Source organism: Pseudoxanthomonas sp. PXM04 (assembly GCF_014851695.1).
Classification (GTDB): Bacteria; Pseudomonadota; Gammaproteobacteria; order Xanthomonadales; family Xanthomonadaceae; genus Pseudoxanthomonas_A; species Pseudoxanthomonas_A beigongshangi.
The window spans coordinates 1,203,350-1,224,088 of the sequence record NZ_JACVAG010000001.1 but is presented as its reverse complement, the minus strand read 5'-3'; the positions used below and the strand labels follow the sequence as shown (position 1 = coordinate 1,224,088).

The window sequence follows — 20,739 nt, the reverse complement described above, 5'->3', positions numbered from 1 at the left end:
GGGTGACCGCCAGTACTGCGTGAGGATCAACTTACGGAAGATCCGCCCGGCGGTTGCCGGTTCCGGGCGGCTTCGGCGTGGCATCCGTTGACAGGACCGGATTCGCCGGTCCGCCGGGAAACATCATGCGTACCCCATCGTTGGCCGGCTGGTTCCTGCCGCTGGCGCTCGCCTGCATCCCGGCTGTACACGCTGTCGAGATCACCGGCATGAAGGATTTCCCGAACCTGCATGGCCGTTACGCGCCGGGCGGCGATTGCCAACGGCAACCGCGGATCGCCGTCGATGCCAGCGGTATGGTCTTCGAGCTCGAAGGACGCAGCGAACGGGTGGCGCGACTGGAGTACGCGGCCAGCTACGGCGGCAACTTCTACGAAGGCAGCAGCCAGTGGTTCTTTCCGTTCGGCCGCGAGGGCGCCTATCCGGTGCTGATGACCTTCAACGCGGACGAAAAGCCGGGGGTGCTGAGCTTGACGCCGCACGACGAGGGATACGCCGGTGGCCCGCCGCTGTCGCCGCGCAATCGTGCGCTGGTGGCCGGTTCCCCCTACCTGCGCTGCCGCTGACCCGGCAGGTTCACGGGCCCGCCTGCCACTCCGCGTAGTAAAGCCGCCAGTCGTCGCCATTCCGGCGCCAACCGGTGGTGACCCGATACGATTGGGCGCTGTCGGGGAGCCAACGCCCGCGACCGGAACCGGTCAGCAGTGCGTCGAAACGAATCGTCGCGGTGTCGCCCTGCAGGCTGACCTCCAGCGGCCCCGTGGTCACCCCGATACTGTCTCGGGCCAGCAATTGCGCGCGCAGCAGGTTGTGCAACGCAGCACGATCCATGCCCGCCGGGCCGGAGAAATCTTCGGCGACCCCGTCCATCGCCTCGGCCGGCTGGCGCTCTTCGACCGCCTGCTGCAAGGCCGCGAACTGATCACGCAGTTGCTGTTCCGGCGAGCTCCGGCTGCATCCGGCCAGTACCAGCATCACCGCCAGCATCGCGCCGATCCATCCGGGCAACGCAGCGTGCCGCCGCAGCATCGGGATTACGCCCTTCGCACCCTTCGCCTTTTCCATCCGGAACGGTATGCTCCCTGTCGTGGACCCCACGCGGCGCGCAGGCGCCGACACTGCAAACATACCCGAAGCATGGCCCTGGGGAGGGAGTAGAAGATGAGTCAAGACCGTCCGTGGTTCAAGAGCTATCCGGAAGGCGTTCCGCACGAGATTGATCTGGATGAATACCGCTCCATCGTCTCGGTGCTGGAGACGGCCATCGACCGCTACCGCAACCGTCCGGCGTTCTCGAACTTCGGCAAGAGCCTGACCTATGGCGAGATCGACACCCTCAGCAAGCAGTTCGCCGCGTACCTGCTCGGCGAGCTGAAACTGAAGAAGGGTGATCGGGTCGCGATCATGATGCCCAACTGCCTGCAGTACCCGGTCGCCATTTTCGGCGTGCTGCGTGCCGGCCTGACGGTGGTCAACGTCAATCCGATGTACACCCCGCGCGAACTGCGCCACCAGTTGTCCGATTCCGGCGCCAGCGTGCTGCTGGTCGTGGACAATTTCGGCAAGACCGTGCAGGAAGCCATTCCCGGACTGGCCTCGCTCAAGCAGGTAATCACCACCGGCCTGGGCGATCTGCTCGGCTTCCCGAAGGGACCGCTGATCAACTTCGTGCTCAAGTACGTCAAGAAGATGGTGCCCGATTACGACATCGCCGGCACGGTCCGCTTCAAGGACACGCTGACCCTGGGCCGCCTGCATGCCCTGCCCGATATCGACATCGCACCGGAAGACATCGCCTTCCTGCAATACACCGGCGGCACCACCGGCGTGGCCAAGGGCGCGATGCTGACCCATCGCAACATGGTCGCCAACATGCAGCAGGCTTCGGCCTGGATCGGCCGCGACGTCAAGGCCGACGGCGAGCTGATCGTCACCGCGCTGCCGCTTTACCACATCTTCGCGCTCACCGCGAACTGCCTGGTGTTCATGAAATTCGGCGCGGCCAACCACCTGATCACCAACCCGCGCGACATGCCGAACTTCGTCAAGGAGATCAGCAAGATCCAGTTCACCGCGATCACCGGCGTCAACACGCTGTTCAACGGCCTGTTGAACACGCCCGGCTTCGACCAGGTCGATTTCTCGCGCCTGCACCTGACCCTCGGCGGCGGCATGGCGGTGCAGCGCGCCGTGGCCGATCGCTGGAAGAAGGTCACCGGGATCACCCTGGTGGAAGCCTATGGCCTGACCGAAACCGCGCCGGCGGCCTGCATCAACCCGATGGATCTGAAGGACTACAACGGCGCCATCGGCCTGCCCATCCCCTCCACCGACGCCTGCCTCAAGGACGACGACGGCAACCTGGTCGCGCTCGGCGAGGTCGGCGAACTGTGCATCAAGGGGCCGCAGGTGATGCGCGGCTACTGGCAGCGTCCGGAGGAGACCGCCAAGGTCATCGACGCCGAGGGCTGGCTGCATACCGGCGACATGGCCAAGATGGATGCCGAGGGCTTCTTCTATATCGTCGATCGCAAGAAGGACATGATCCTGGTGTCCGGCTTCAACGTGTACCCCAACGAGGTGGAGGACGTCATCGCCGGCCTGGAAGGCGTGCTGGAAGTGGCCGCCATCGGCGTGCCGGACGAACGCTCGGGCGAGGCGGTCAAGGTATTCGTGGTCAAGAAGGACCCGGCCCTGACCGAAGAGAAGATCAAGGCGTACTGCCGGGACAACCTGACCGGGTACAAGCAGCCCCGCTACATCGAATTCCGGACCGAGCTCCCGAAGACCAACGTCGGGAAAATCCTCCGCAAGGAGCTCCGGGAGCCGCCCCAGACCGGGGCCACCCACTGAAATCGGAAGGCCGGCGCAAGCCGGCCTTTCTTTTTGTCCGTCAAAACTTTAGGGTTAAATTTGAGATTTTCATCACATTTATGAACGATGGGAAGGGATAAATGCTGTCCCCGACCGGTCAGTCAGTGTGCGTCGTCTTTTCACTATCCGTTCAGGTGTAGCATCGCGCCGTGCCCAGCACGTCCCCAATACCAATCCCCACACCATCGGCCACAGGCCACCAGGAGTCGTCATGAACAACGTCGAAAAACTTCAGCGCACCCGCAATTTCTCCACCATCCGCGTGGAGTCCGCGCCCGATGGCAACAGCCATTGGATGTACATGCACAACGACGCTGGCAAGGGTTCCCGGCCGTGCTTCCGCAGCGAACTGCTGGATGAAATGTGGAGCTTCACCTCTTCGATCACCCTGCGCGAGAGCGAGCGCCAGTCCGGTCGCCTGCGCCATTTCGTGCTGGCCTCGTCCGCGCCGGCGTTCAACCTCGGCGGCGACCTGGATCTGTTCGCCAAGCTGATCCGCAGCAACGACCGCGAACACCTGCTGTCGTACGCCCGCCGTTGCATCGATGGCGTGTACACCCTGCACACCGGACTGGGCGGCGACGTGCGCACGATCGCGCTGCTGCAGGGCGACGCGCTGGGCGGTGGCCTTGAGATGGCGCTGGCCTGCCACACCATCGTCGCCGAGGAAGGCGTCGAAATGGGCCTGCCGGAAGTCCTGTTCGGACTGTTCCCGGGCATGGGCGCCTATTCGTTCCTGTGCAAGCGCGTCTCGCCGCAACTGGCCGAACGCATCATCCTGGAAGGCAACATGTATTCCAGCGAGGAGTTCCACAAGATGGGCATCGTCGACATCCTGGTGCCGAAGGGCCAGGGCGAAGCCGCCGTGCAGGATCTGATCCGCCAGCAGCAGCGTGCGCCCTACTCCCACCTGGCGATGAACACGGTGCGCGGCCTGGCCCAGCGGGTCAGCTACGACGAGCTGATGAACATCACCGAAGTGTGGGTCGATACCGCGCTGGCGCTGGGCGACAAGTCCCTGCGGATGATGGAGCGCATCGTGCGCGCGCAGGAAAAGCGTGCCATGCAGGCCGCCTGATCGACGATCGAATCGCAGCCAACTACAGGGGGCGGGGACGGCGCGATGCTTCCCCGGATGGCGGGACGGCCGTGGCCGCCCGCCTGAGCCATCCCCTTTCAGCCATCACGCAACCGCCGATCAGTTGCGCTCGTGGCTGCCGTGATCGGGCGAATGGCGTGACCGTTCGCGTGCTTCCAGCGCCGCCCTGCCCTGGGCCAGATAGGAATTCACCGCCGCCAGGCGTTGCCGCCACTCGCGCGCGATCTGCCAGTCGGCCAGGCGCATCAGTTCACTCGCCGCCGCCGCCAGCTTGATCAGGCCCAGGTTGCTGGCCACGCCCTTCAGCGCATGCGCGTGATCGCGCAGGTGTTCGCCCTGGCCATGTTCCATCGCGTGCGCCATCGCGCCGATGCAACCGTCGGCATCGTTGAGGCACTGCGCGATGAATTCGCGCTCGAAGGCTTCGCCCATGCCCAGCGCGCCGAGTTCGTCCAGCACGGTCATGTCGAGGATCTCGTCGCCCGCCCGCATCGCGGTGGTCGGCACCGGCGCCTGCGTCTGTGCCTGCGAAGTGATCGAACCATTGGTGGCGATTTCCGCCAGCGTATCCAGCAGGCGGGTCGCCACCACCGGCTTGGCCAGGAACGCGCGGGCACCCGCGCGTTCGCAGTTGCGGATGGCGTCCGGGGTGACGTCGGCGCTCAGGATCACCACCGGCGTGCGCTGGCCGGAGCCGGCTTCCATCACCCGCAGTTGCTTCAACAGATCCAGGCCGCTGACATCGGGCATGTGCAGATCGCAGATGACCGCATCGTAGTCGAAGGAATCCAGGGCGTTGAGCACGTCCTCGCCGCCATTGACGCAGGTCACCCGGTGACCGGCCTTCTGCAGCAGGCGCTGCACGACCATCCGGTTCGCCTCGTGATCGTCGGCGACCAGGATCTGCATGCTGCGCACCCGCGCGCGATGACGCAGGAACGGATCGGAGAACGCGATGATGTTTTCGGCGCCGGGCTTGGCGTTGGCGTCGTCGAGCCAGTTCGCCGGCACCTGGATGGCCGGGGTGATCTCGCGCGGCTGCACGGCTTCGAACGGCAATTCCACCCAGAACGAGCTGCCACGCTGTTCGCTGCTCTCGAAACCGATGGTGCCGCCCATCGCCTCGGTCAGGCCCTTGGCGATGGTCGTGCCCAGGCCGGTACCACCATAGCGGCGCGCCAGGCTGACGTCGGCCTGCTCGAAGGCCTCGAACAGGCGTTCGCGGACCGAGGCGGGAATGCCGATGCCGGTATCGGTGACGGTGAAGCGCAGCCGGTTCGGACTGCCGGCCAGGGCGACCTGCAGGCGCACTTCGCCCTTGTCGGTGAACTTGACCGCGTTGCCGGCCAGGTTCAGCAGGACCTGGCGCAGGTGTCCGGAATCGCCGCGCAGCACCGCGGGCACGTCGTCGTCGAAGTGCACTTCGTAGTTGAGCTGCTTGCCGCGCGCCTGCGGCAGCAGGATCAGGCCGATGCTCTCGACCAGCTCGCGCGGCGAGAAATCGACCACGTTGAGCTTGAGTTTTCCGGCCTCGATGGCCGAGATGTCGAGCACGTCCTCCACCAGCGCCAGCAGGCTGCGGGTGGAAGCCTGGATGGTCGACAGGCATTCGCGCTGTTCGCTGTCCAGGCGGGTGGTCGCCAGCAGTTCGGACATGCCGGCCAGGCCATTGAGCGGCGTGCGGAATTCATGGCTCATGTTGGCCAGGAAGCGGCTCTTGGCCTCGTTGGCCCGGCGCGCTTCCTCGGTGGCGCGGGTCAGATCGCGCAGCAGGCCGGACAGGTACATCGGGACCGCGATCAGGCCGACCCACAGGCCCAGGCCGAGATTGAGGTTCTGCTGCCAGTACGGGCTGACCATCAGCACGATACCGAAGCTGATACAGGCCGAGGCCACCGCGCCGAGCAGATAGCGGTTGCCGTAGCGCAGGCCGTTGCCGACCGTCACCCACATCAGGATCACGTACAGCCAGGCCAGCGGCTCGCCCTTGAGCACCATCGCCACGGTCATCAGGCCGTAGTCGGTGAGCATGCCGATGACCCGGCGGACGTGCGACTTGCCCGGCTCCAGCAGGATCGCGATGAACAGCATGAGGCCGATCGCGGCACCGACCCCGCTCATGGTCGCGGACCAGCGGTACACGTCCGGCGGCAGCGTGCCATACAGGGCGGCGACGCCCATGTAGACGATCACGCCGGTGAAGATGATCACGCGGATCGCCGTCTGGCCGTGCTCACTGTCCGGCCGGTTGGCCAGACGATGCTTGATCCATGAGACCAGATTGCGTTCCATGACTCATTCCATCCCTGGACGGCTCTGCACCGTCGAGTAGCGCTCGCAGATGTCGTCCAGACGTTCCCGCCCGCGGATGAGCGCATCCACGCAGGAGGGGTCGAACAGGCGGCCGCGCTGGGCGTACAGGTACGCCAGCGCCGCGTCCTTCTCCCAGGCCTTCTTGTAGGGCCGGGGCGAGATCAGCGCGTCGAACACGTCCGCAACCGCCACTATCCTGGCTTCCAACGGAATCTCGTCGCCGACCAGGCCATCAGGATAGCCGCTGCCGTCGTAACGCTCATGGTGGCGCAGCGCGATGATCGCGCCGGTCTGGATGAAACGGTTCTGGCTGCCGGACAGCAACTGGTGGCCGATCTTGGGATGCCGGCGCATGACGTCGGTCTCGTCCTCGGTCAGCGGACCGGGCTTCATCAGCACCGAATCGGGAATGGCGATCTTGCCCATGTCGTGCAGCGGCGCGGCCAGCTCGATGGCGCGGACCTCGTCTTCCGGCAGGCCCAGTTCGTCGGCGATCAGCGCCGCCACGTGGGCCATGCGCTCCAGGTAGGCGCTGGTGCCGCTGTCGCGGTACTCGATGGCGCGGGCCAGCCGCGACAGGGTTTCGCGTTCGCGCTCCTCGACCTCGTGCATGCTCGACAGCAGGCGCTGTTCCAGCGACAGGGCCCGTTGCTTGACGTTCTCGGACTGCTGGCGCAGTTGCAGCAGGTTGCGGCAACGGGCGCGCAGTTCGCGCGGGCGGACCGGCTTGACCAGGAAATCGATGACGCCGGCTTCCAGCGCCGCCTGCCGGATCGGCTCGTCGCCGACCACGGTGATCAGGATGATGGGAATGTCGCGGTGCAGCGGCAGCCGGCGGAAGCGACGGGCGAATTCCAGTCCGTCCATGCCCGGCATGCGGTAGTCCAGCAGCAGCAGATCGGTGCGGTTCTTCTCGCACCATTCGAGCGCGACCTGGGGATCCCCGAAGTCGTGCACGCTCAGTTCCGAGGCAATGTCCTCGATTACATGGCGCAGCATCGTGCGCGCCGAAGTCTGGTCATCGACGATGACGATATTCAAAGCGCTTCCCGCCCCTTGTGGCCACATGAAGTGACTGTCGGGCAAGGATACTCCGGCGATGGCTGCGCTGGCATCTAGCATGGGAACCGTTTCCTGCGTGTATCGCTGACCACTGCTGCGGGGTCCGCGGCCGTTGGCGGGGTCATGAACCCGACGCCGGACCACGGAGCGTGGGATTTTTGACGCAGAAAGCGTGCCAGTGCGGTTCAGGTCGCCGACGGAACCGGAAAATCGGGATAGTAGTCACATAAAACGCCCGCAGGGCGGGCGTTTCGTGGGAAACGGATGGGCGGTTCCGGCGGCCGGAGGGGAGCCGCACGCCAGGTCCGGACATGGCGGGTGACGGGTTCCGGGCAGGCAAATCGCCCCAGCGCGTCACCTGGCCTGTCGCGGCGCGACCGTTCGCGTCAGCCGTGGTGTTCCGGACGCATGTACGGGAACAGCAACACGTCGCGGATCGAATCCGAACCGGTCAGCAGCATCACCAGCCGGTCGATGCCGATGCCCAGCCCACCGGTCGGCGGCAGGCCCACTTCCAGCGCCCGGATGTAGTCGGCGTCGTAGTGCATGGCCTCGTCGTCGCCGCCCTCCTTGGCCGCCACCTGGGCCTGGAACCGGGCCGCCTGGTCTTCCGGATCGTTGAGCTCCGAGAAGCCGTTGGCCAGCTCCTTGCCGTTGATGAACAGTTCGAAGCGATCGGTGTAGCCCGGGTCGCGATCGTTGGCGCGGGCCAGCGGCGAGACCTCGACCGGATGATCGGTGATGAAGGTCGGCTGGATCAGGGTGTGCTCGACGGTCTTCTCGAAGATCTCCAGCAACAGCTTGCCCCAGCCGTAGGACGGCTTGACCGCGATCTTCAGGCGCTGGCAATGGCTCGCCAGCGCTTCGCGATCGGTGCAGTCGGCCAGGCTGATCTCCGGATTGTGGTGGCGAACCGCCTCGTCCATCCGCCAGCGGCGGAACGCCGGCTCCAGATCGATGGCCTGCCCTTCCCAGCTCACCGCACCCGTGCCCAGCACTTCATGGGCGACATCGCGGATCACCGATTCGGTCAGATCCATGATCTCGTTGTACGTGGCATAGGCCTCGTACAGTTCCAGCATGGTGAATTCGGGATTGTGGCGGGTACTGACGCCCTCGTTGCGGAAGTTGCGGTTGATCTCGTAGACGCGTTCCAGGCCGCCGACCACCAGCCGCTTGAGGTACAGCTCCGGCGCCACCCGCAGGTAGAGATCCATGTCCAGCGCGTTGTGATGGGTCACGAACGGCTTGGCCGCGGCGCCACCGGGGATGTAATGCATCATCGGCGTTTCCACTTCCAGGAAGCGGCGCGCGTCCAGCCATTCGCGGATCGCGCGGATGATGCGCGAGCGCTTGATGAAGACGTCGCGCGCCTCCGGGGTGACGATCAGGTCCACGTAGCGCTGGCGATAGCGCTGCTCGACGTCGGAAAGGCCGTGCCACTTGTCCGGCAGCGGGCGCAGCGCCTTGGTCAGCAGGCGCAACTGGTCGGCCTTGACCGACAGCTCGCCGGTCTTGGTGCGGGTCAGCGCGCCCTCGGCGGCGACGATGTCGCCGATGTCCCAGCCCTTGAAGGCGTCGTAGGTGTCACCCAGCGCATTGGCTTGCAGGAACAGCTGCAGGCGGCCGGATTCGTCCTGGATCTGCACGAAGCTGGCCTTGCCCATCACCCGCTTGGCCATCAGCCGGCCGGCGACGCTGACCCGGCGGTTGGCCGCCTCCAGGCTCTCGGCGGTCCACAGCTCGCCATCGGCGTACTGGGCCTGGAGATCGCCGGCGTAATCGGCGCGGCGGAAATCGTTCGGATAGGCGATGCCCTGCCCGCGCAGCGCCGTCAGTTTCGCGCGGCGCTCGGCGATGAGGCTGTTCTCGTCGGCGTGGGGCGTCGGCACGGGGGTCTGTTCGGTCATGGCGGGATAGGGATTGGGATGGGGAAACGTGGTGGATGCGGCCGGGACCGCGGGATCGGGCGGGACGCCGCCCCGCCCGGTGATTATGCGTCGATGCGTTTGGCGCCGGCTTCCAGGCCTGCCTTCAGGCTGGCTTCCAGGAATTCGTCCAGGTCGCCGTCCAGCACCTTCTGGGTGTCGGTGCGCTCGATGCCGGTGCGCAGATCCTTGATCCGGCTCTGGTCGAGCACGTAGTTGCGGATCTGGCTGCCCCAGCCGATGTCGGCCTTGGTCGCTTCCAGCGCGTTCTTCTCGGCGTTGCGCTTCTGGATCTCGATCTCGTACAGCTTGGCCTTCAGCATCTTCATCGCGCGATCGCGGTTGGCGTGCTGGCTGCGCTCGGTCTGGCAAGCCACCACCACGCCGCTGGGCACGTGGGTGATGCGCACGGCCGATTCGGTCTTGTTGACGTGCTGGCCACCGGCGCCCGAGGAGCGGTAGACGTCGGTCTTCAGGTCGGCCGGATTGATCTCGATGTCGATGTTGTCGTCGACTTCCGGCGCCACGAACACCGAGGTGAAGCTGGTGTGGCGGCGGTTGTCCGAATCGAACGGCGACTTGCGCACCAGCCGGTGCACGCCGATCTCGGTCTTCAGCCAGCCGTAGGCGTAGTCGCCCTCGACCCGGAAGGTCGCCGACTTGATGCCGGCCACTTCACCGTCGCTGGCTTCCATCAGTTCGACCTTCCAGCCGCGCGATTCGGCCCAGCGCAGGTACATGCGCAGCAGGATTTCGGCCCAGTCCTGGGCCTCGGTGCCGCCGGCGCCGGCCTGGATGTCGACGAAGGCGTTGGCGCTGTCCATCTCGCCGGAGAACATGCGCTGGAATTCCAGCTTGTCCACCCGGCCGGCGAAGCGCTCCACGTCCTCGACCACCGCCTGCGCGGTTTCCTCGTCGTTCTCGCTCTCGGCCAGTTCCAGCAGTTCGCTGGAGCCGATCAGCCCCTCGTCGATCTCGCGGATGCCGTTGACGGTCTTGTCCAGCAGCGAGCGCTCGCGGCCCAGTTGCTGGGCGTATTCGGGGTTGTTCCAGATATCGGGGCTTTCCAGCTCCCGGTTCACTTCTTCCAGGCGTTCGCGCTTGGAATCGTAGTCAAAGATACCCCCGTAGCGAAACCAGCCGGCTCTGCAGGTCGGCAATGCGCTGGCGGATGGGGTTCAGTTCGATCATGGCGGGAGGTGGGGGGCACACAGAGGAACCGGGGATTGTAACAAGCCGCCGCCGACCCCGCCCGCCCGAAGCGTGGAGCGGCGGCTTCTGGGAGCATTCCTATGGGGCCGGGCCGCCGCCCGACCCAGAATCTCCGCTTTTCCGAATCCCGATCCGTCATGAAATCGAAGTTCCGCCCCATCCTCGCGCCAGCGTTGTTGGCGCTGCTGGCCGCCGGCTGCGCCGGAAACGTGCGCTGGAGGCACCCTGCCCCCGACGAAGCCCTGCTCCGCCAGATGCTGTCGGACATCAACGGTTTCCACGTCACCGGACACGGGGGCCGCGAGGACAATACCCTGCTGTCGCCAGAGCGGGCCGGCGCCATCCTGGCGCGGCAGCAGGTTCCCGACGAGGACACCCCGCCGTTCCAGTTCACCGAAGTCAGCGGCCGTGTCATCACCATCCGCGGCTATGGTCAATTCATTCCCGCGGGTAACCTGTCCCAACCCCGGCGCCGCCACCTGTACCACTATCGCGGAGAACTGACCCACGCCGCCTATGCGCTTCGGCACATGGCCCCAGCGGCATGCGATCTGAGGCTGTATACGAAGCCGCAGGCTCTGGAATTCACCTGGATTGACGGCAGCACCGGTCACGGCGTTACCCAGGCGATGGAGTTCGACGGCGAGCTCAGCGCGAATTGCTATTACGTGGAGACGGAAGGAAACGGCTCGCCGATACGCTACGACATCCTCCAGGGCTACCAGCCCTACGCGCGCAAGCGCGGCCGCGTCCTTTCGATCAAGATGTTCTGAACGACGCTCGCGCCGGTGGCCTCGCCGCATGAGCAAAGCCCCTCGCGACCGGAGATCGGAGTGCGGGCGGATGACGCCGATGCGCCACCCGCCCGCCGGCCATCAATACAGCCCCATCACCGATACGCCTCCGAAGGCGGTTTCGCCGACGACGCGCAGGTAGTAGGTTCCCGGCGCCGGGTTGGTGATCAGTACCGCTTCGCTGTTTCCGGGTTTGACCGACTTGCGGTCGTATAGCGTCGTCGTGGGTACCCGCTCGCGCGCCACGTAGATCGACACATCGCCGCTGCCGCCGTAGCTGCGCAGGTTGAGGCTGGTCCGACCCGCCGGCACCACGATGCGATACAGCAGCGAGTCGCCCGCCGCGCCGGTCTGCGCGGTCAGGGCAACGCGATTGCTGAGCAGTTCACCCTCGTCTTCCGGAATCTCCTGGGTCGCCGCCTGTACCGCGGCGGTGGCGTCGACAATCCCTGGCCCCTGCGGCTTGCTGACCGGCGGCGGCACGGTGAAGGGCTTCACGGTGCCCTTCAGCAATTGCTTGACCTGCTCGGGCGTGAGCGGCGGACGACCGGCGGCGTTCGCCGCGGCCTGCATCAGCGCGACCACGCCGGCCACGTGCGGACTGGCCATCGAGGTACCGATCATGCCCATCAGGCGATCGCCCTCCGGACTCGGCACCGGCGCCTGGGTGCCGGCATTGCCGAGCGACCAGATCCAGCGATCATCCGGATCCGATCCGCTGGTGGCATTGCCGCCCGGCGCGGTGACCGTGACGGAGGCGCCGTAGTTGGAGAACCATGAGCGCGCGCCGTCGATGCCGTTGGCGCCCACGGTGATCACGCCCTTGCAACTGGCCGGCGAATAGAACCCGGCATCGGCGTCGTCGTTGCCGGCGGCCACCACCACGGTGACGCCGCGCGCCACCGCGCCATCGATCGCCTCCTGGGTCGCCGGGTCCTGGCTGCAGGAACCGCTGCCGCCCAGGCTGAGGTTGACCACTTCCGCGGGATCGGAATTGTCGGGCACGCCGTCGACATGGCCGCCGGAGGCCCACACTATGGCGTCGCTGATGTCCGAGGTGTAGCCGCCACCATGGCCCAGCACGCGCACCGGCTGGACCTTGGCACCGAACGCCACGCCCGCCAGGCCCGCGCCATTGTTGGTGGTGGCCGCGACCGTGCCGGCCACGTGGGTGCCATGGAAGGAACTGGGATCGCCGCCGTACCAGTCGCCGGGATCGTGCGCGTCGGGATCGCGGCCGTCGCCATCGCCGCCGACTTCCGGGTCATGCACGAAGTCGTAGCCCGGCACGATGTTGGCATTGAGGTCGGCATGGTCCAGGTAGCCGGTATCGAGCACCGCCACCACCACGCCGTCGCCGTGGCTGAGGTCCCAGGCCGCGGGCATGCCGATGCCGGCGGTGGGATGGGTGTAGTGCCATTGCAGATCGAAGCGCGGGTCATCGGGGATGAAATCCAGCCGGTGCTTGATGTAGTCCGGCTGGGCGTACTTCACCGCCGGATCGGCGCGCAGTTCCGCCAGCAGGGCGTCGGCCTCGCCGCGGCTGAGTTTTCGCGACAACCGGACCACGTCGGCACCACTCGCCATCCGGCGAAGATGCTGTACGTCCAACGCGGCGGCACCTCGCGCCGAAGCGCGCGGGCCGGCCACGCCCGCGCGCCGCGCGGCGGCCTGCACCGCATCGCGCACGGAAGCGCCGCTGAGGACGGCGCGTGCGCCATCACGCTGGCGCACGATGAAGCGATCGAATCCGGATTGCGCGGGCGCCCCGGGCAGCATGCTTTTGCCGCGCGACGCGGTCGACGCCCCGGGGACGGCGGGACCCTGCATGGCGCCGCCGCTGGTCGAAGCGGTCGTGGCCAGCGTGCTGAGGCCCGCAGGTGGCCAGGGCGTGCCACCGGTCAGGTAGCCCGATGCGAATGCCGACAGGGCGGCCACCACCGCGGTGGCCAGGGTGCCGGTGCAGATGATGCGGGTGCTCTTTTTCATTGCGTTCTCCGGAAGGATTCAGGGACCGGGCGCGGCCGGCGGGGCTTGGCCCGCCGGCGACGCGCCGTGACAGGAAACAGGTGATGCGGATGCGGTACGGCGAACGTCGCTGGATGCCTACAGGTCGATACCGAAGCCGATGCCGGCCGACGATTCATCGCTGCTGAAGGCACCGCCGATGCTCAGCGAAGCGCGCTCGCCCAACGGACGCGAGTAGCCCACCGACAGCGCGCTTTCGCCGTCCTGCCAACCGGCACCCACCGCGACGCGTCCGCGCGAGCTGCGGCTGTTGGCCGCGTTGATCGCCATGTTCAACATCGCCGCGCTCATCGCGCCCTGGCGATTGATACGCTCGTCCTGCCGGTTCAGGCGGTGATCGAGTTCGCCACGCAGGCCGCTGAACTCGTCGCTGAGCGCCTTCACCCGGCTGTCGGTGTAGGCGTTGGCCGAGGTCAGGGTCTTGGTCGCGGTCGCGTCGGTGTAGGCGTTGGCGCTGGCGACTGTTTCGGCGTCCGGCGCCGCGCTCACCGGCGGCGCGGCGGCGGCCGGCGGAGATCCGGCGGTGCCTGCCGCCGTTTCAATGGGCCCCGGCGACACGGGCGCGGCCGACGCGGTGGACGCGCCGCCGCCACTGGCGACGCCTACCGTTTCTTCCTGGCCGGGAGACGCCGACGCGACAGCGCCGCCCTCTGGCTTGCCAGGCTCCTTGCCGGGCGAGTTGCCATTGCCGGCGTTGCCGCTGTTACCCGGCTTCTGCTCCAGTTGATCCACCCGGGTGTTGAGCCCGTCGATCGCGCCGTCCAGCGCCCCCAGCGCATCGCCGACGTTGTAGTAGCTCCCGCCCTGGATGCCGTAGACAGGTCCGACCAGGCCGTTCGGGCCCATCGAGGCGCCACCGCCCAGCGCCTGCGCCATGCCATCGCCAACCTGGAACAGTTGGCCTCCGTTGACGGCTTCGCGGCTGCCGGCCGCCAGGCGGCCGTCGGCGACATTGCCGATGACGGTGCCTTCCGCGCCCGCCAGGGTCAGCGAGTCCTTGTCCTCGTCGTCGTACTTCACCGCCGAGGCCAGTTCTTCATCGACTTCGCCCACTGCGGCGTTCAACTGTCCGACATTGACCGCATCGGTGTCGGCACTGCCCGCCCCGACGTGCGTGATCTGGCGCTCGCCGCCCGCCACGCCCACCGAAACGCTGCCGGCGCGATCGGCGATCGAGCCCGCGCCCAATGCCACCGCATTCGCGGCGGTGACCCGGGCACGCGCACCGATCGCGGTGCCATCCTGGGCACTGTCGGCCACCCGCGCGTCGTAGCCCAGCGCGGTGGCGGCCTGCGCGCGTGCCTGCGCATTGGAGCCCACCGCGGTCGCGGTCGCCGCGATCGCCTGGGTATTGGCGCCCAGCGCGGTCGCGTTGGTCGCGGTGGCGCGCGCGTTGTTGCCGAAGGCCGACGCGCTGATCTTTCCCGCCTGGCTGCCAGCGCCCACCGCGGTGGTGCCATTGGCACCCGCCGCCGCCCCTTCGCCCGCGGCCAGCGCGCCCTGGCCATTGACCCGGGCATCGTCGCTGCCATCCCGGTTGCCGCTGGACTTGAAGTAGTGGCTGGCCTGGCTGCCGGCATCCGCCACCGCGTCGAGCTGCGCCTTGTTCACCGCATCGGTGGCTTCGGTGCCGGCCGCCACGTTGGTGATCTGGCGATCGATGGCCGCGTGCACGGTGCCGCCGGCGTCGGTCCAGTCATGCGCCGCGCCGACCGACACGCTGTTGGCGCGATCGGCCAGCGATCCTTCGCCCAACGCGACCGAGTTGGCCGCGTCCGGCGTGGTCCAGGCGTTGGCACCGAGCACCGTGGCGCGATCGGCCTGGGCGAAGCTGTTGAAGCCCAGCGAGGTCGCCGAGCCGCCGATGGCCCAGCTCTCCGCGCCGACGGCCGTGGTGTGGTCGCCCACCAGTTCGCTGTCCCAGTACGAACCGGCGTAGGCACCCGCGCCCAGCGCGGTGCTGTACTTGCCGGTGGCGCCGGCCGAACTGAAGGAGCCTTCGGAGAAGCCGCCCAACGCGGTACTGAACAGACCCGTGGCTGCCGCGTTCTCGCCCACCGCCGTGCCGTTGGTGGAGACATAGACGTTCTCGCCGGTTTCCTCGTCGAATTGCCAGTAGCCGGACGTGGCTCCCGCGCCGATCGCCACGCCACCGCCACCGGCGGTCGCGCCCGCGCCGACGGTGGTCGAGTTCCAACCTTCGGCAAAGGCACCCACGCCCACGGCCGTGGCCTGCCACGCCGACGCGGTCGCGAATGCGCCCAGCGCGGTGGCGAACGGCGCGTCGGCCAGCGAGTTTCCACCCACCGCAGTGGACAGGAAGCCGTTGTTCTGGGCGCCGGCCCCCACCGAGACGCCCATCGCGCCGTTGGAAACCGCACTCGGGCCAACCGCCACCGATCCGCCGCCGTTGGCCTGCGCGCCGTTGCCGGCAGCGAAACTGTCATCGCCCTCGGCCAATGCGTTGCTGCCGATCGCCGCACTGTTGGCACCGTTGGCGATCGCGCCATAACCGGTGGCGGTGCTCTGGTCGCCCACCGCGTTGGCACCGGTACCGAAAGCCGAGGATCCCTGTCCGAGCGCCAGGCTGGAGCCGCCCACGGCAGTCGCGTGATCGCCCACGGCGTTGCTCTGGTAGCCGATCGCGGTGCTTTCCACGCCGCCCGCCACGGCGTTGGCACCCACCGCGGCGGCGTGCTCGGCGTCGGCGATCGCCGCGTCGCTGCCATCGCCCGCGCCCTCGGCCGCCAGGTAGTGGTTGGCATCGCCCACGCTGTCGGCCACCGCATCCAGCTGCGCCTTGTTCACCGCGTCGGTGGCTTCGGTACCCGCCGCCACATTGGTGATCTGGCGATCGATCGCGGCGAAGGTATTGCCGTATTGATCCGTCCACGCCTGCGCCGCACCGACCGATACGGTGTTGGCGCGATCACCGGTGCTGGAACCATGGCCCAGGGCGACGCTGTTGTCCGCGGTCGCCGAGGTGTACGAACCCACCGCGGTGCTGTTGTCCGCCATCGCCCAGGCGTTGGAACCCAGCGCGGCCGCGCCGTTGCCAAAGCCGTAGCTGTTGTAGCCGACCGAAGTGGCTTCCTCGCCGGTGGACCAGCTTTCGCGGCCCAGGGCGACGCCGTTGAGGCCGGTCAGGGTGTTGTTGCCCACCGAAACGCCACCTTCGCCGGCCTTGGCCTGCACGCCGACGCCGGTACCGGCAATGCCGGTGATGGTGCCCTGGCCGACCGCCACGGATACGTCGGCGGCCTGCGCACCGGCGCCGAGCGCGGTGGCGAACAGGCCGTTCGCCCAGCTGCCCGCGCCCAGCGCGGTGGCCTTCCAGCCACTGCCCACGGCGCCGGCGCCGAACGCCGAACTCTCGCGGCCGTCGGCCCAGGCGAACATGCCCGCGGCGGTCGCGAACAGCCCGTTGGCTTCCGATTGCCCCCCCAGCGCCATCGCGCCCAGGCCTTGCGCCAATGCCTGGTTGCCTATCGCCACCCCGCTGCCATGCAATGCGCTGGCGGCATTGCCTATGGCCACCGAGGCGCCACCTTCCGCATTGGCGCCATGACCCTGGGCGACGGCGTCACCGCCATTGGCGACACTGCCGTAGCCGCTGGCCACGCTGTGATCGCCAATGGCATTCGCGCCGGTGCCGAACGCCGAGGAACCCTGGCCCAGCGCCAGGCTGGAGCCACCGGCGGCCGTGCTGTAGTCGCCAGCCGCCTGGCTCTGGTAACCGTAGGCACTGCTCTCGGCGCCGCTGGCCACGCTGTACGCACCGGTGGCGGTGCTCGATTCGCCCGCGGCCATGCTCTGCGCGCCGGTGGCGGTGGCGTTGTTGCCCAGCGCACTGGCGCGATCGCCGATGGCCTGCGCGCCGATGCCGCTGGCACCGGCGGCATTGCCGATGGCGGTGGCGTTCTGGCCTTCGGCGAAAGTGGCCTCGCCGACATCGGGCTCGCCGTCGCCGTCCAGATCCACCCATTCGCTGCCGCCGATGGCGATGGTGCCCTCCCCGGTGGCGGCGGCATTGTTGCCCACCGCCACCGCGCGCGCGCCGTAGGCCAGGCTGTTGCCACCGATGCCGACACTGCCGCCGCCCACCGCGGTGGCGTAGCCGCCGACGGCGACGCCGAAATCGCCGGCCACGGCGCGCGAGTTGGCGCCGAGCGCGACACCCGCTTCGCCATTGGCGCCGGCATTGAAGCCGCCCACCAGGCTGCCGTCGCCATACGCCTGCGCGGCACCGCCGATGGCGGTCGATCCCATGCCGGCCGCGGTGCTCAGCGCGCCAATCGCGGTGGCCGCCTGCTCGGCCGTGGCTTCGGCGCTCGCGCCCACCGCGGTATTGCCGAAACCCGCGGCAAGCGAGCTCTGTCCCAGCGCGGTGCTGGCATCGCCATAGGCGAACGCGCCCTGGCCGAAAGCGCTGGCACCGATGCCGTAGGCGACGCTTTGCCCGCCGACCGCGGTCGCGGCGTTGCTCGCCGCCCAACTGCTGTCGCCCATCGCCATGGTGTAGTCGCCCTCGGCCTTGGCGCCGGATCCCATCGCGATGGCGCTGTAGCCGTTGGCCAGCGCCTGCACCGGTCCCTCGATCTCGGGTGTCCACGGCAGATCCTGTGGTCCGGTGATCTTGAGGAAATAGAGATCGAGGATGGACGGTACCGCGCCGGCCGCAGCCATCGTCGGCGGCGCGGTCTGATCGCATTGCCGCGCATCCGTGCCGCCGTCATTCGCGGAGACCTGGTTTGCGCATTCGTCGGCGCCCACGGCGGACGCCGGCGCATCCGTATCGTCAGCGAACGCGGGGGGCGCGCCGAGCGCGATCAGCAAGGCGGATGTAATCAGCCCGATCCCCGCACCGGATCCGGAGCGGCGGCGCGCATCGCGCTTGCCGCGTGCCGAAGCCAGTTCCGAGGTCACCACCAGCGCCTGCCTGGCATGGCTCCATACACGACAGAAAATCTTGTTCATCTCGATCTCCGCTCCTGCTTTGTCATTTCGATAGGCAAGCCACGCCCGTCGGCCCAGGGCATGCGGAAAATCCGCGTGCGGCCGTCGCATCGCATTGCCGTGTGGATGGGTGGCGCGCCCTGCCCCGGGCTTGCCGCTGGATGGAACTGCGCGTCGTCTGCAACGCCGCCGGGCTGACCGCGAAACTAAGTTGCGCGCGCCGGCGTTGTCACGCTCGCGTTCTCGCCGAATAATCACCGATATCTCACCGGCGACAGCGGATGCTGGTGGCACCCGCCTGCGGGCATGCAGGCATGCAAAGGAGTCCCGTCCTGTCGACCCCCGCCGTTTCGCCCGACACCCTTTGGGGTTCCCTCGCGCACTGGCTGCGCAGCGCGCCGGTCGCCGATGCCGTCGACCGGCGCAATGCGCCGGCCATGCAGTTGCTGCTGATGTTCTACGGCACCGCGTTGCCGGCCAACTGGGCCTGGCATCTTTCGTCGCGGCCGATACCGCCCGGCTGGGCCATCGTCCTGCTGCTGGACTTCGCCACCGCGGCGCTGGCCCTGCTGTGCGTGGGATTGATCCGGCGTGGCCATTTCCGTCCCGCCATCACCCTGTTCCTCGGCGCGCTGCTGTTCTCGCTGGCGTTGGCTTTCCACAAACTGGGCGCGCAGGCGCAGCTCATCGATCAGACCGCGGTGATCCTGTGCCTGGTGATTTCCGGCCTGGTGCTGGGCCGGCGCGCGCTCTGGACCGTATTCGCGCTGTTGCTGGCGGTGTTCGCGTTCGGCTTCGCCACCGACGCGCAGAACATCGCCAGGGGGCCGCAATGGGTCAGCAATGCGCTACGCAACGCGCCCTCGCTGGTGATCAGCTACCTGATCATCACCGCGATCCTGGATCGGGCGGTCACCGCGCTGCGCGAAAGCCTGCACGACGCCAATGCACGCGGCCGGGAACTGCAGGAGGAGATGGCGCGACGCGAGCGCGCGCAGAACCAGCTCATCCACGCACAGAAGATGGAAGCCAGCGGCCGCCTGGCCAGCGGCGTCGCGCACGATTTCAACAACGTCCTGGGCGTGATCCGGGGTTTCGCCGCGCAACGCCATCGCGCCCTCGACCTCGCCGATCCCCTCGCCCGCAGCGCGAGCCTGGAAGCGGCGCTGGAAGGCGTGGAGGAAGCCGCGGAGCGCGGAACGGCGGTCACCCGCAAACTGCTTGGTTTCAGTCGCAATGATCGCCTGCGCATCGAGACTTTCGATGTCCGCGACGCCATTGACGGCATGCGGCCGATGCTGCGCCAGTTGTTCCCCGCTTCGATCAGGCTGGAGCTCGCCACCAGCGGCGAAGCGTTGCCCGTGCACCTGGATCGCAGCGAGTTCGAGCTGATGATCCTCAACATCGCCGCCAATGCGCGCGATGCCATGCCCGAGGGCGGGCGTTTCCTGATCTCCGCCGCCCGCCAGGATGATGTGGTGAGGATCGATCTCGGCGACAGCGGCCAGGGCATGTCCGCGCAGGTCCGCGCGCACGTGTTCGAGCCGTTCTTCAGCACCAAGCCCAGCAGCACCGGAACCGGCCTGGGCCTGTCCATCGTGCATGACCTCGTCAACGCGGTCGGCGGCGACATCGAAGTCGACAGCGCCCCCGGCCTGGGCACGACCTTCACGATCCGGTTGCCGTGGGCCGGCGTCGGCCCCGACCACGCGGTCTGAGTCGGCGGGACGGGGCGAGGCATCGCACCGCGCCGCACGCGGGTTTCAGTGCGCCACCAGCACGTAGCCCTCGCCGTGCACGGCGTTGAGTGGCAGTGGTTCACCGCAGATGTTGGCGACCTTGCGGCGCAATCGATAGATCAGGGAATCCAGTCGGTGCGGGTCGAAATCGTAGACGTTGTCGGTCAGCGCGGCCACCAGTTGATCACGGGTGACGAGTTGGCCCGGCGCGGCGGTCAGGCGCTCCACCACCCGGCGTTCGGTGCGGGTCAACGCGACCGTTCCTCCGGCAGGCGACAGCAGGCACCAACCACCCTCGTCCAGTTGCCAAGCCCCACGTACGGCCGGCGCGGCCGCCCGCACCGGCGCCACACCCTGCAGGCGCCGCAGCAGGCTGTACAGGGTGGCGGCCAGCAATTCCACTTCCACGGGTTTGGCCAGGTACGCGTCCGCCCCCTGGCTGAGGCCGCGCACGCGATCCAGGGTCTCGGCGCGCCCGGTCAACATGACGATGCCGATATGCGGAAACGCTTCGCGCAGTTCGCGTGCGACCGTGAAACCGTCGGCATCGGGCAGGCCAACGTCCAGTACCGCGATGTCGTAGCGGTGCCTCGCCAGATGCACGTGCAGCGCCGCGGCCGAATCCATGCCGGTGACCGCGAAGCCGAACCCCGCCAGTCCCGGCAACAGTATCCGCTCGCGCAACAGCGCATCGTCCTCCAGCAAGGCCACGGAGGGCATTGCGTGCTCCATCG

Annotated in this window: 13 protein-coding genes; 5 read left to right on the top strand and 8 right to left on the bottom strand. The window is 67.8% G+C overall.

What is annotated here, in order from left to right; translation table 11 throughout:
• Nucleotides 1–125: 125 nt before the first annotated feature.
• Nucleotides 126–566 (top strand): hypothetical protein, encoded by a 441-nt coding sequence (locus IB228_RS05700; RefSeq protein WP_183641523.1) that lies wholly within the window; start codon nt 126–128, stop codon nt 564–566.
• A 10-nt stretch (nt 567–576) separates the two neighbouring features.
• Here IB228_RS05700 and IB228_RS05695 read toward each other — a convergent pair whose 3' ends face one another.
• Complete coding sequence (locus IB228_RS05695; protein ID WP_225562227.1) at nt 577–1,029, bottom strand: nuclear transport factor 2 family protein; 453 nt, start codon at nt 1,027–1,029, stop codon at nt 577–579.
• 132 nt (nt 1,030–1,161) lie between these two features.
• Here IB228_RS05695 and IB228_RS05690 point away from each other — a divergent pair, with 132 nt between their 5' ends.
• Together IB228_RS05690 and IB228_RS05685 are read left to right on the top strand one after the other, a co-directional pair.
• A complete protein-coding gene (locus IB228_RS05690) occupies nt 1,162–2,853 on the top strand; it encodes a long-chain fatty acid--CoA ligase (RefSeq protein WP_183641525.1) in 1,692 nt (563 codons plus the stop codon).
• Nucleotides 2,854–3,085: 232 nt separating this feature from the next.
• Nucleotides 3,086–3,952 (top strand): crotonase/enoyl-CoA hydratase family protein, encoded by an 867-nt coding sequence (locus IB228_RS05685; RefSeq protein WP_183641527.1) that lies wholly within the window; start codon nt 3,086–3,088, stop codon nt 3,950–3,952.
• Nucleotides 3,953–4,072: 120 nt separating this feature from the next.
• Here IB228_RS05685 and IB228_RS05680 read toward each other — a convergent pair whose 3' ends face one another.
• The 4 genes from IB228_RS05680 to prfB form a co-directional block, all read right to left on the bottom strand.
• Nucleotides 4,073–6,265: an ATP-binding protein gene (locus IB228_RS05680; protein ID WP_183641529.1), complete on the bottom strand. Its 2,193-nt coding sequence runs from the start codon at nt 6,263–6,265 to the stop codon at nt 4,073–4,075.
• Nucleotides 6,266–6,268: 3 nt separating this feature from the next.
• Nucleotides 6,269–7,354 carry a two-component system response regulator gene (locus tag IB228_RS05675; protein ID WP_225562299.1) on the bottom strand — a complete coding sequence of 362 codons (1,086 nt, stop codon included), beginning with the start codon at nt 7,352–7,354 and terminating at the stop codon, nt 6,269–6,271.
• A gap of 380 nt (nt 7,355–7,734) precedes the next feature.
• Nucleotides 7,735–9,258: a lysine--tRNA ligase gene (gene lysS, locus IB228_RS05670; protein WP_192197798.1), complete on the bottom strand. Its 1,524-nt coding sequence runs from the start codon at nt 9,256–9,258 to the stop codon at nt 7,735–7,737.
• Nucleotides 9,259–9,341: 83 nt separating this feature from the next.
• A protein-coding gene (prfB, locus tag IB228_RS05665; protein ID WP_183641536.1) for a peptide chain release factor 2 occupies nt 9,342–10,467 on the bottom strand; the annotation gives its coding sequence in 2 pieces (ribosomal slippage) (nt 9,342–10,391 and nt 10,393–10,467; 1,125 coding nt in all).
• A 158-nt stretch (nt 10,468–10,625) separates the two neighbouring features.
• Here prfB and IB228_RS05660 point away from each other — a divergent pair.
• Complete coding sequence (locus IB228_RS05660) at nt 10,626–11,261, top strand: hypothetical protein (protein WP_183641538.1); 636 nt, start codon at nt 10,626–10,628, stop codon at nt 11,259–11,261.
• A 102-nt stretch (nt 11,262–11,363) separates the two neighbouring features.
• On the opposite strand, the gene IB228_RS05655 is transcribed toward IB228_RS05660, so the two are convergent.
• Nucleotides 11,364–13,271 (bottom strand): S8 family peptidase, encoded by a 1,908-nt coding sequence (locus IB228_RS05655; RefSeq protein ID WP_183641540.1) that lies wholly within the window; start codon nt 13,269–13,271, stop codon nt 11,364–11,366.
• 117 nt (nt 13,272–13,388) lie between these two features.
• Nucleotides 13,389–18,287, bottom strand: a complete 4,899-nt coding sequence (locus tag IB228_RS05650; RefSeq protein WP_192197797.1) for an ESPR-type extended signal peptide-containing protein — start codon at nt 18,285–18,287, stop codon at nt 13,389–13,391.
• 293 nt (nt 18,288–18,580) lie between these two features.
• Between IB228_RS05650 and IB228_RS05645 the strand changes: the two genes are divergently transcribed.
• A complete protein-coding gene (locus IB228_RS05645; RefSeq protein WP_192197796.1) occupies nt 18,581–19,984 on the top strand; it encodes an ATP-binding protein in 1,404 nt (467 codons plus the stop codon).
• A gap of 45 nt (nt 19,985–20,029) precedes the next feature.
• Here the strand turns inward: IB228_RS05645 and IB228_RS05640 are convergent, their stop codons facing one another.
• Nucleotides 20,030–20,725, bottom strand: a complete 696-nt coding sequence (locus IB228_RS05640; RefSeq protein WP_225562226.1) for a response regulator transcription factor — start codon at nt 20,723–20,725, stop codon at nt 20,030–20,032.
• Nucleotides 20,726–20,739: the final 14 nt, after the last annotated feature.

What these genes read in the sequence shown, in the direction of transcription:
- IB228_RS05695 (WP_225562227.1), bottom strand. Translation starts at nt 1,029, where the DNA reads ATGCTGCGGCGGCACGCTGCGTTGCCCGGATGGATCGGCGCGATGCTG.
- lysS (WP_192197798.1), bottom strand. Translation starts at nt 9,258, where the DNA reads ATGACCGAACAGACCCCCGTGCCGACGCCCCACGCCGACGAGAACAGC.
- IB228_RS05700 (WP_183641523.1), top strand. Translation starts at nt 126, where the DNA reads ATGCGTACCCCATCGTTGGCCGGCTGGTTCCTGCCGCTGGCGCTCGCC.
- IB228_RS05640 (WP_225562226.1), bottom strand. Translation starts at nt 20,725, where the DNA reads ATGCCCTCCGTGGCCTTGCTGGAGGACGATGCGCTGTTGCGCGAGCGG.
- IB228_RS05675 (WP_225562299.1), bottom strand. Translation starts at nt 7,354, where the DNA reads ATGTGGCCACAAGGGGCGGGAAGCGCTTTGAATATCGTCATCGTCGAT.
- IB228_RS05650 (WP_192197797.1), bottom strand. Translation starts at nt 18,287, where the DNA reads ATGAACAAGATTTTCTGTCGTGTATGGAGCCATGCCAGGCAGGCGCTG.
- IB228_RS05645 (WP_192197796.1), top strand. Translation starts at nt 18,581, where the DNA reads ATGCAAAGGAGTCCCGTCCTGTCGACCCCCGCCGTTTCGCCCGACACC.
- IB228_RS05685 (WP_183641527.1), top strand. Translation starts at nt 3,086, where the DNA reads ATGAACAACGTCGAAAAACTTCAGCGCACCCGCAATTTCTCCACCATC.
- IB228_RS05690 (WP_183641525.1), top strand. Translation starts at nt 1,162, where the DNA reads ATGAGTCAAGACCGTCCGTGGTTCAAGAGCTATCCGGAAGGCGTTCCG.
- IB228_RS05655 (WP_183641540.1), bottom strand. Translation starts at nt 13,271, where the DNA reads ATGAAAAAGAGCACCCGCATCATCTGCACCGGCACCCTGGCCACCGCG.
- IB228_RS05660 (WP_183641538.1), top strand. Translation starts at nt 10,626, where the DNA reads ATGAAATCGAAGTTCCGCCCCATCCTCGCGCCAGCGTTGTTGGCGCTG.
- IB228_RS05680 (WP_183641529.1), bottom strand. Translation starts at nt 6,265, where the DNA reads ATGGAACGCAATCTGGTCTCATGGATCAAGCATCGTCTGGCCAACCGG.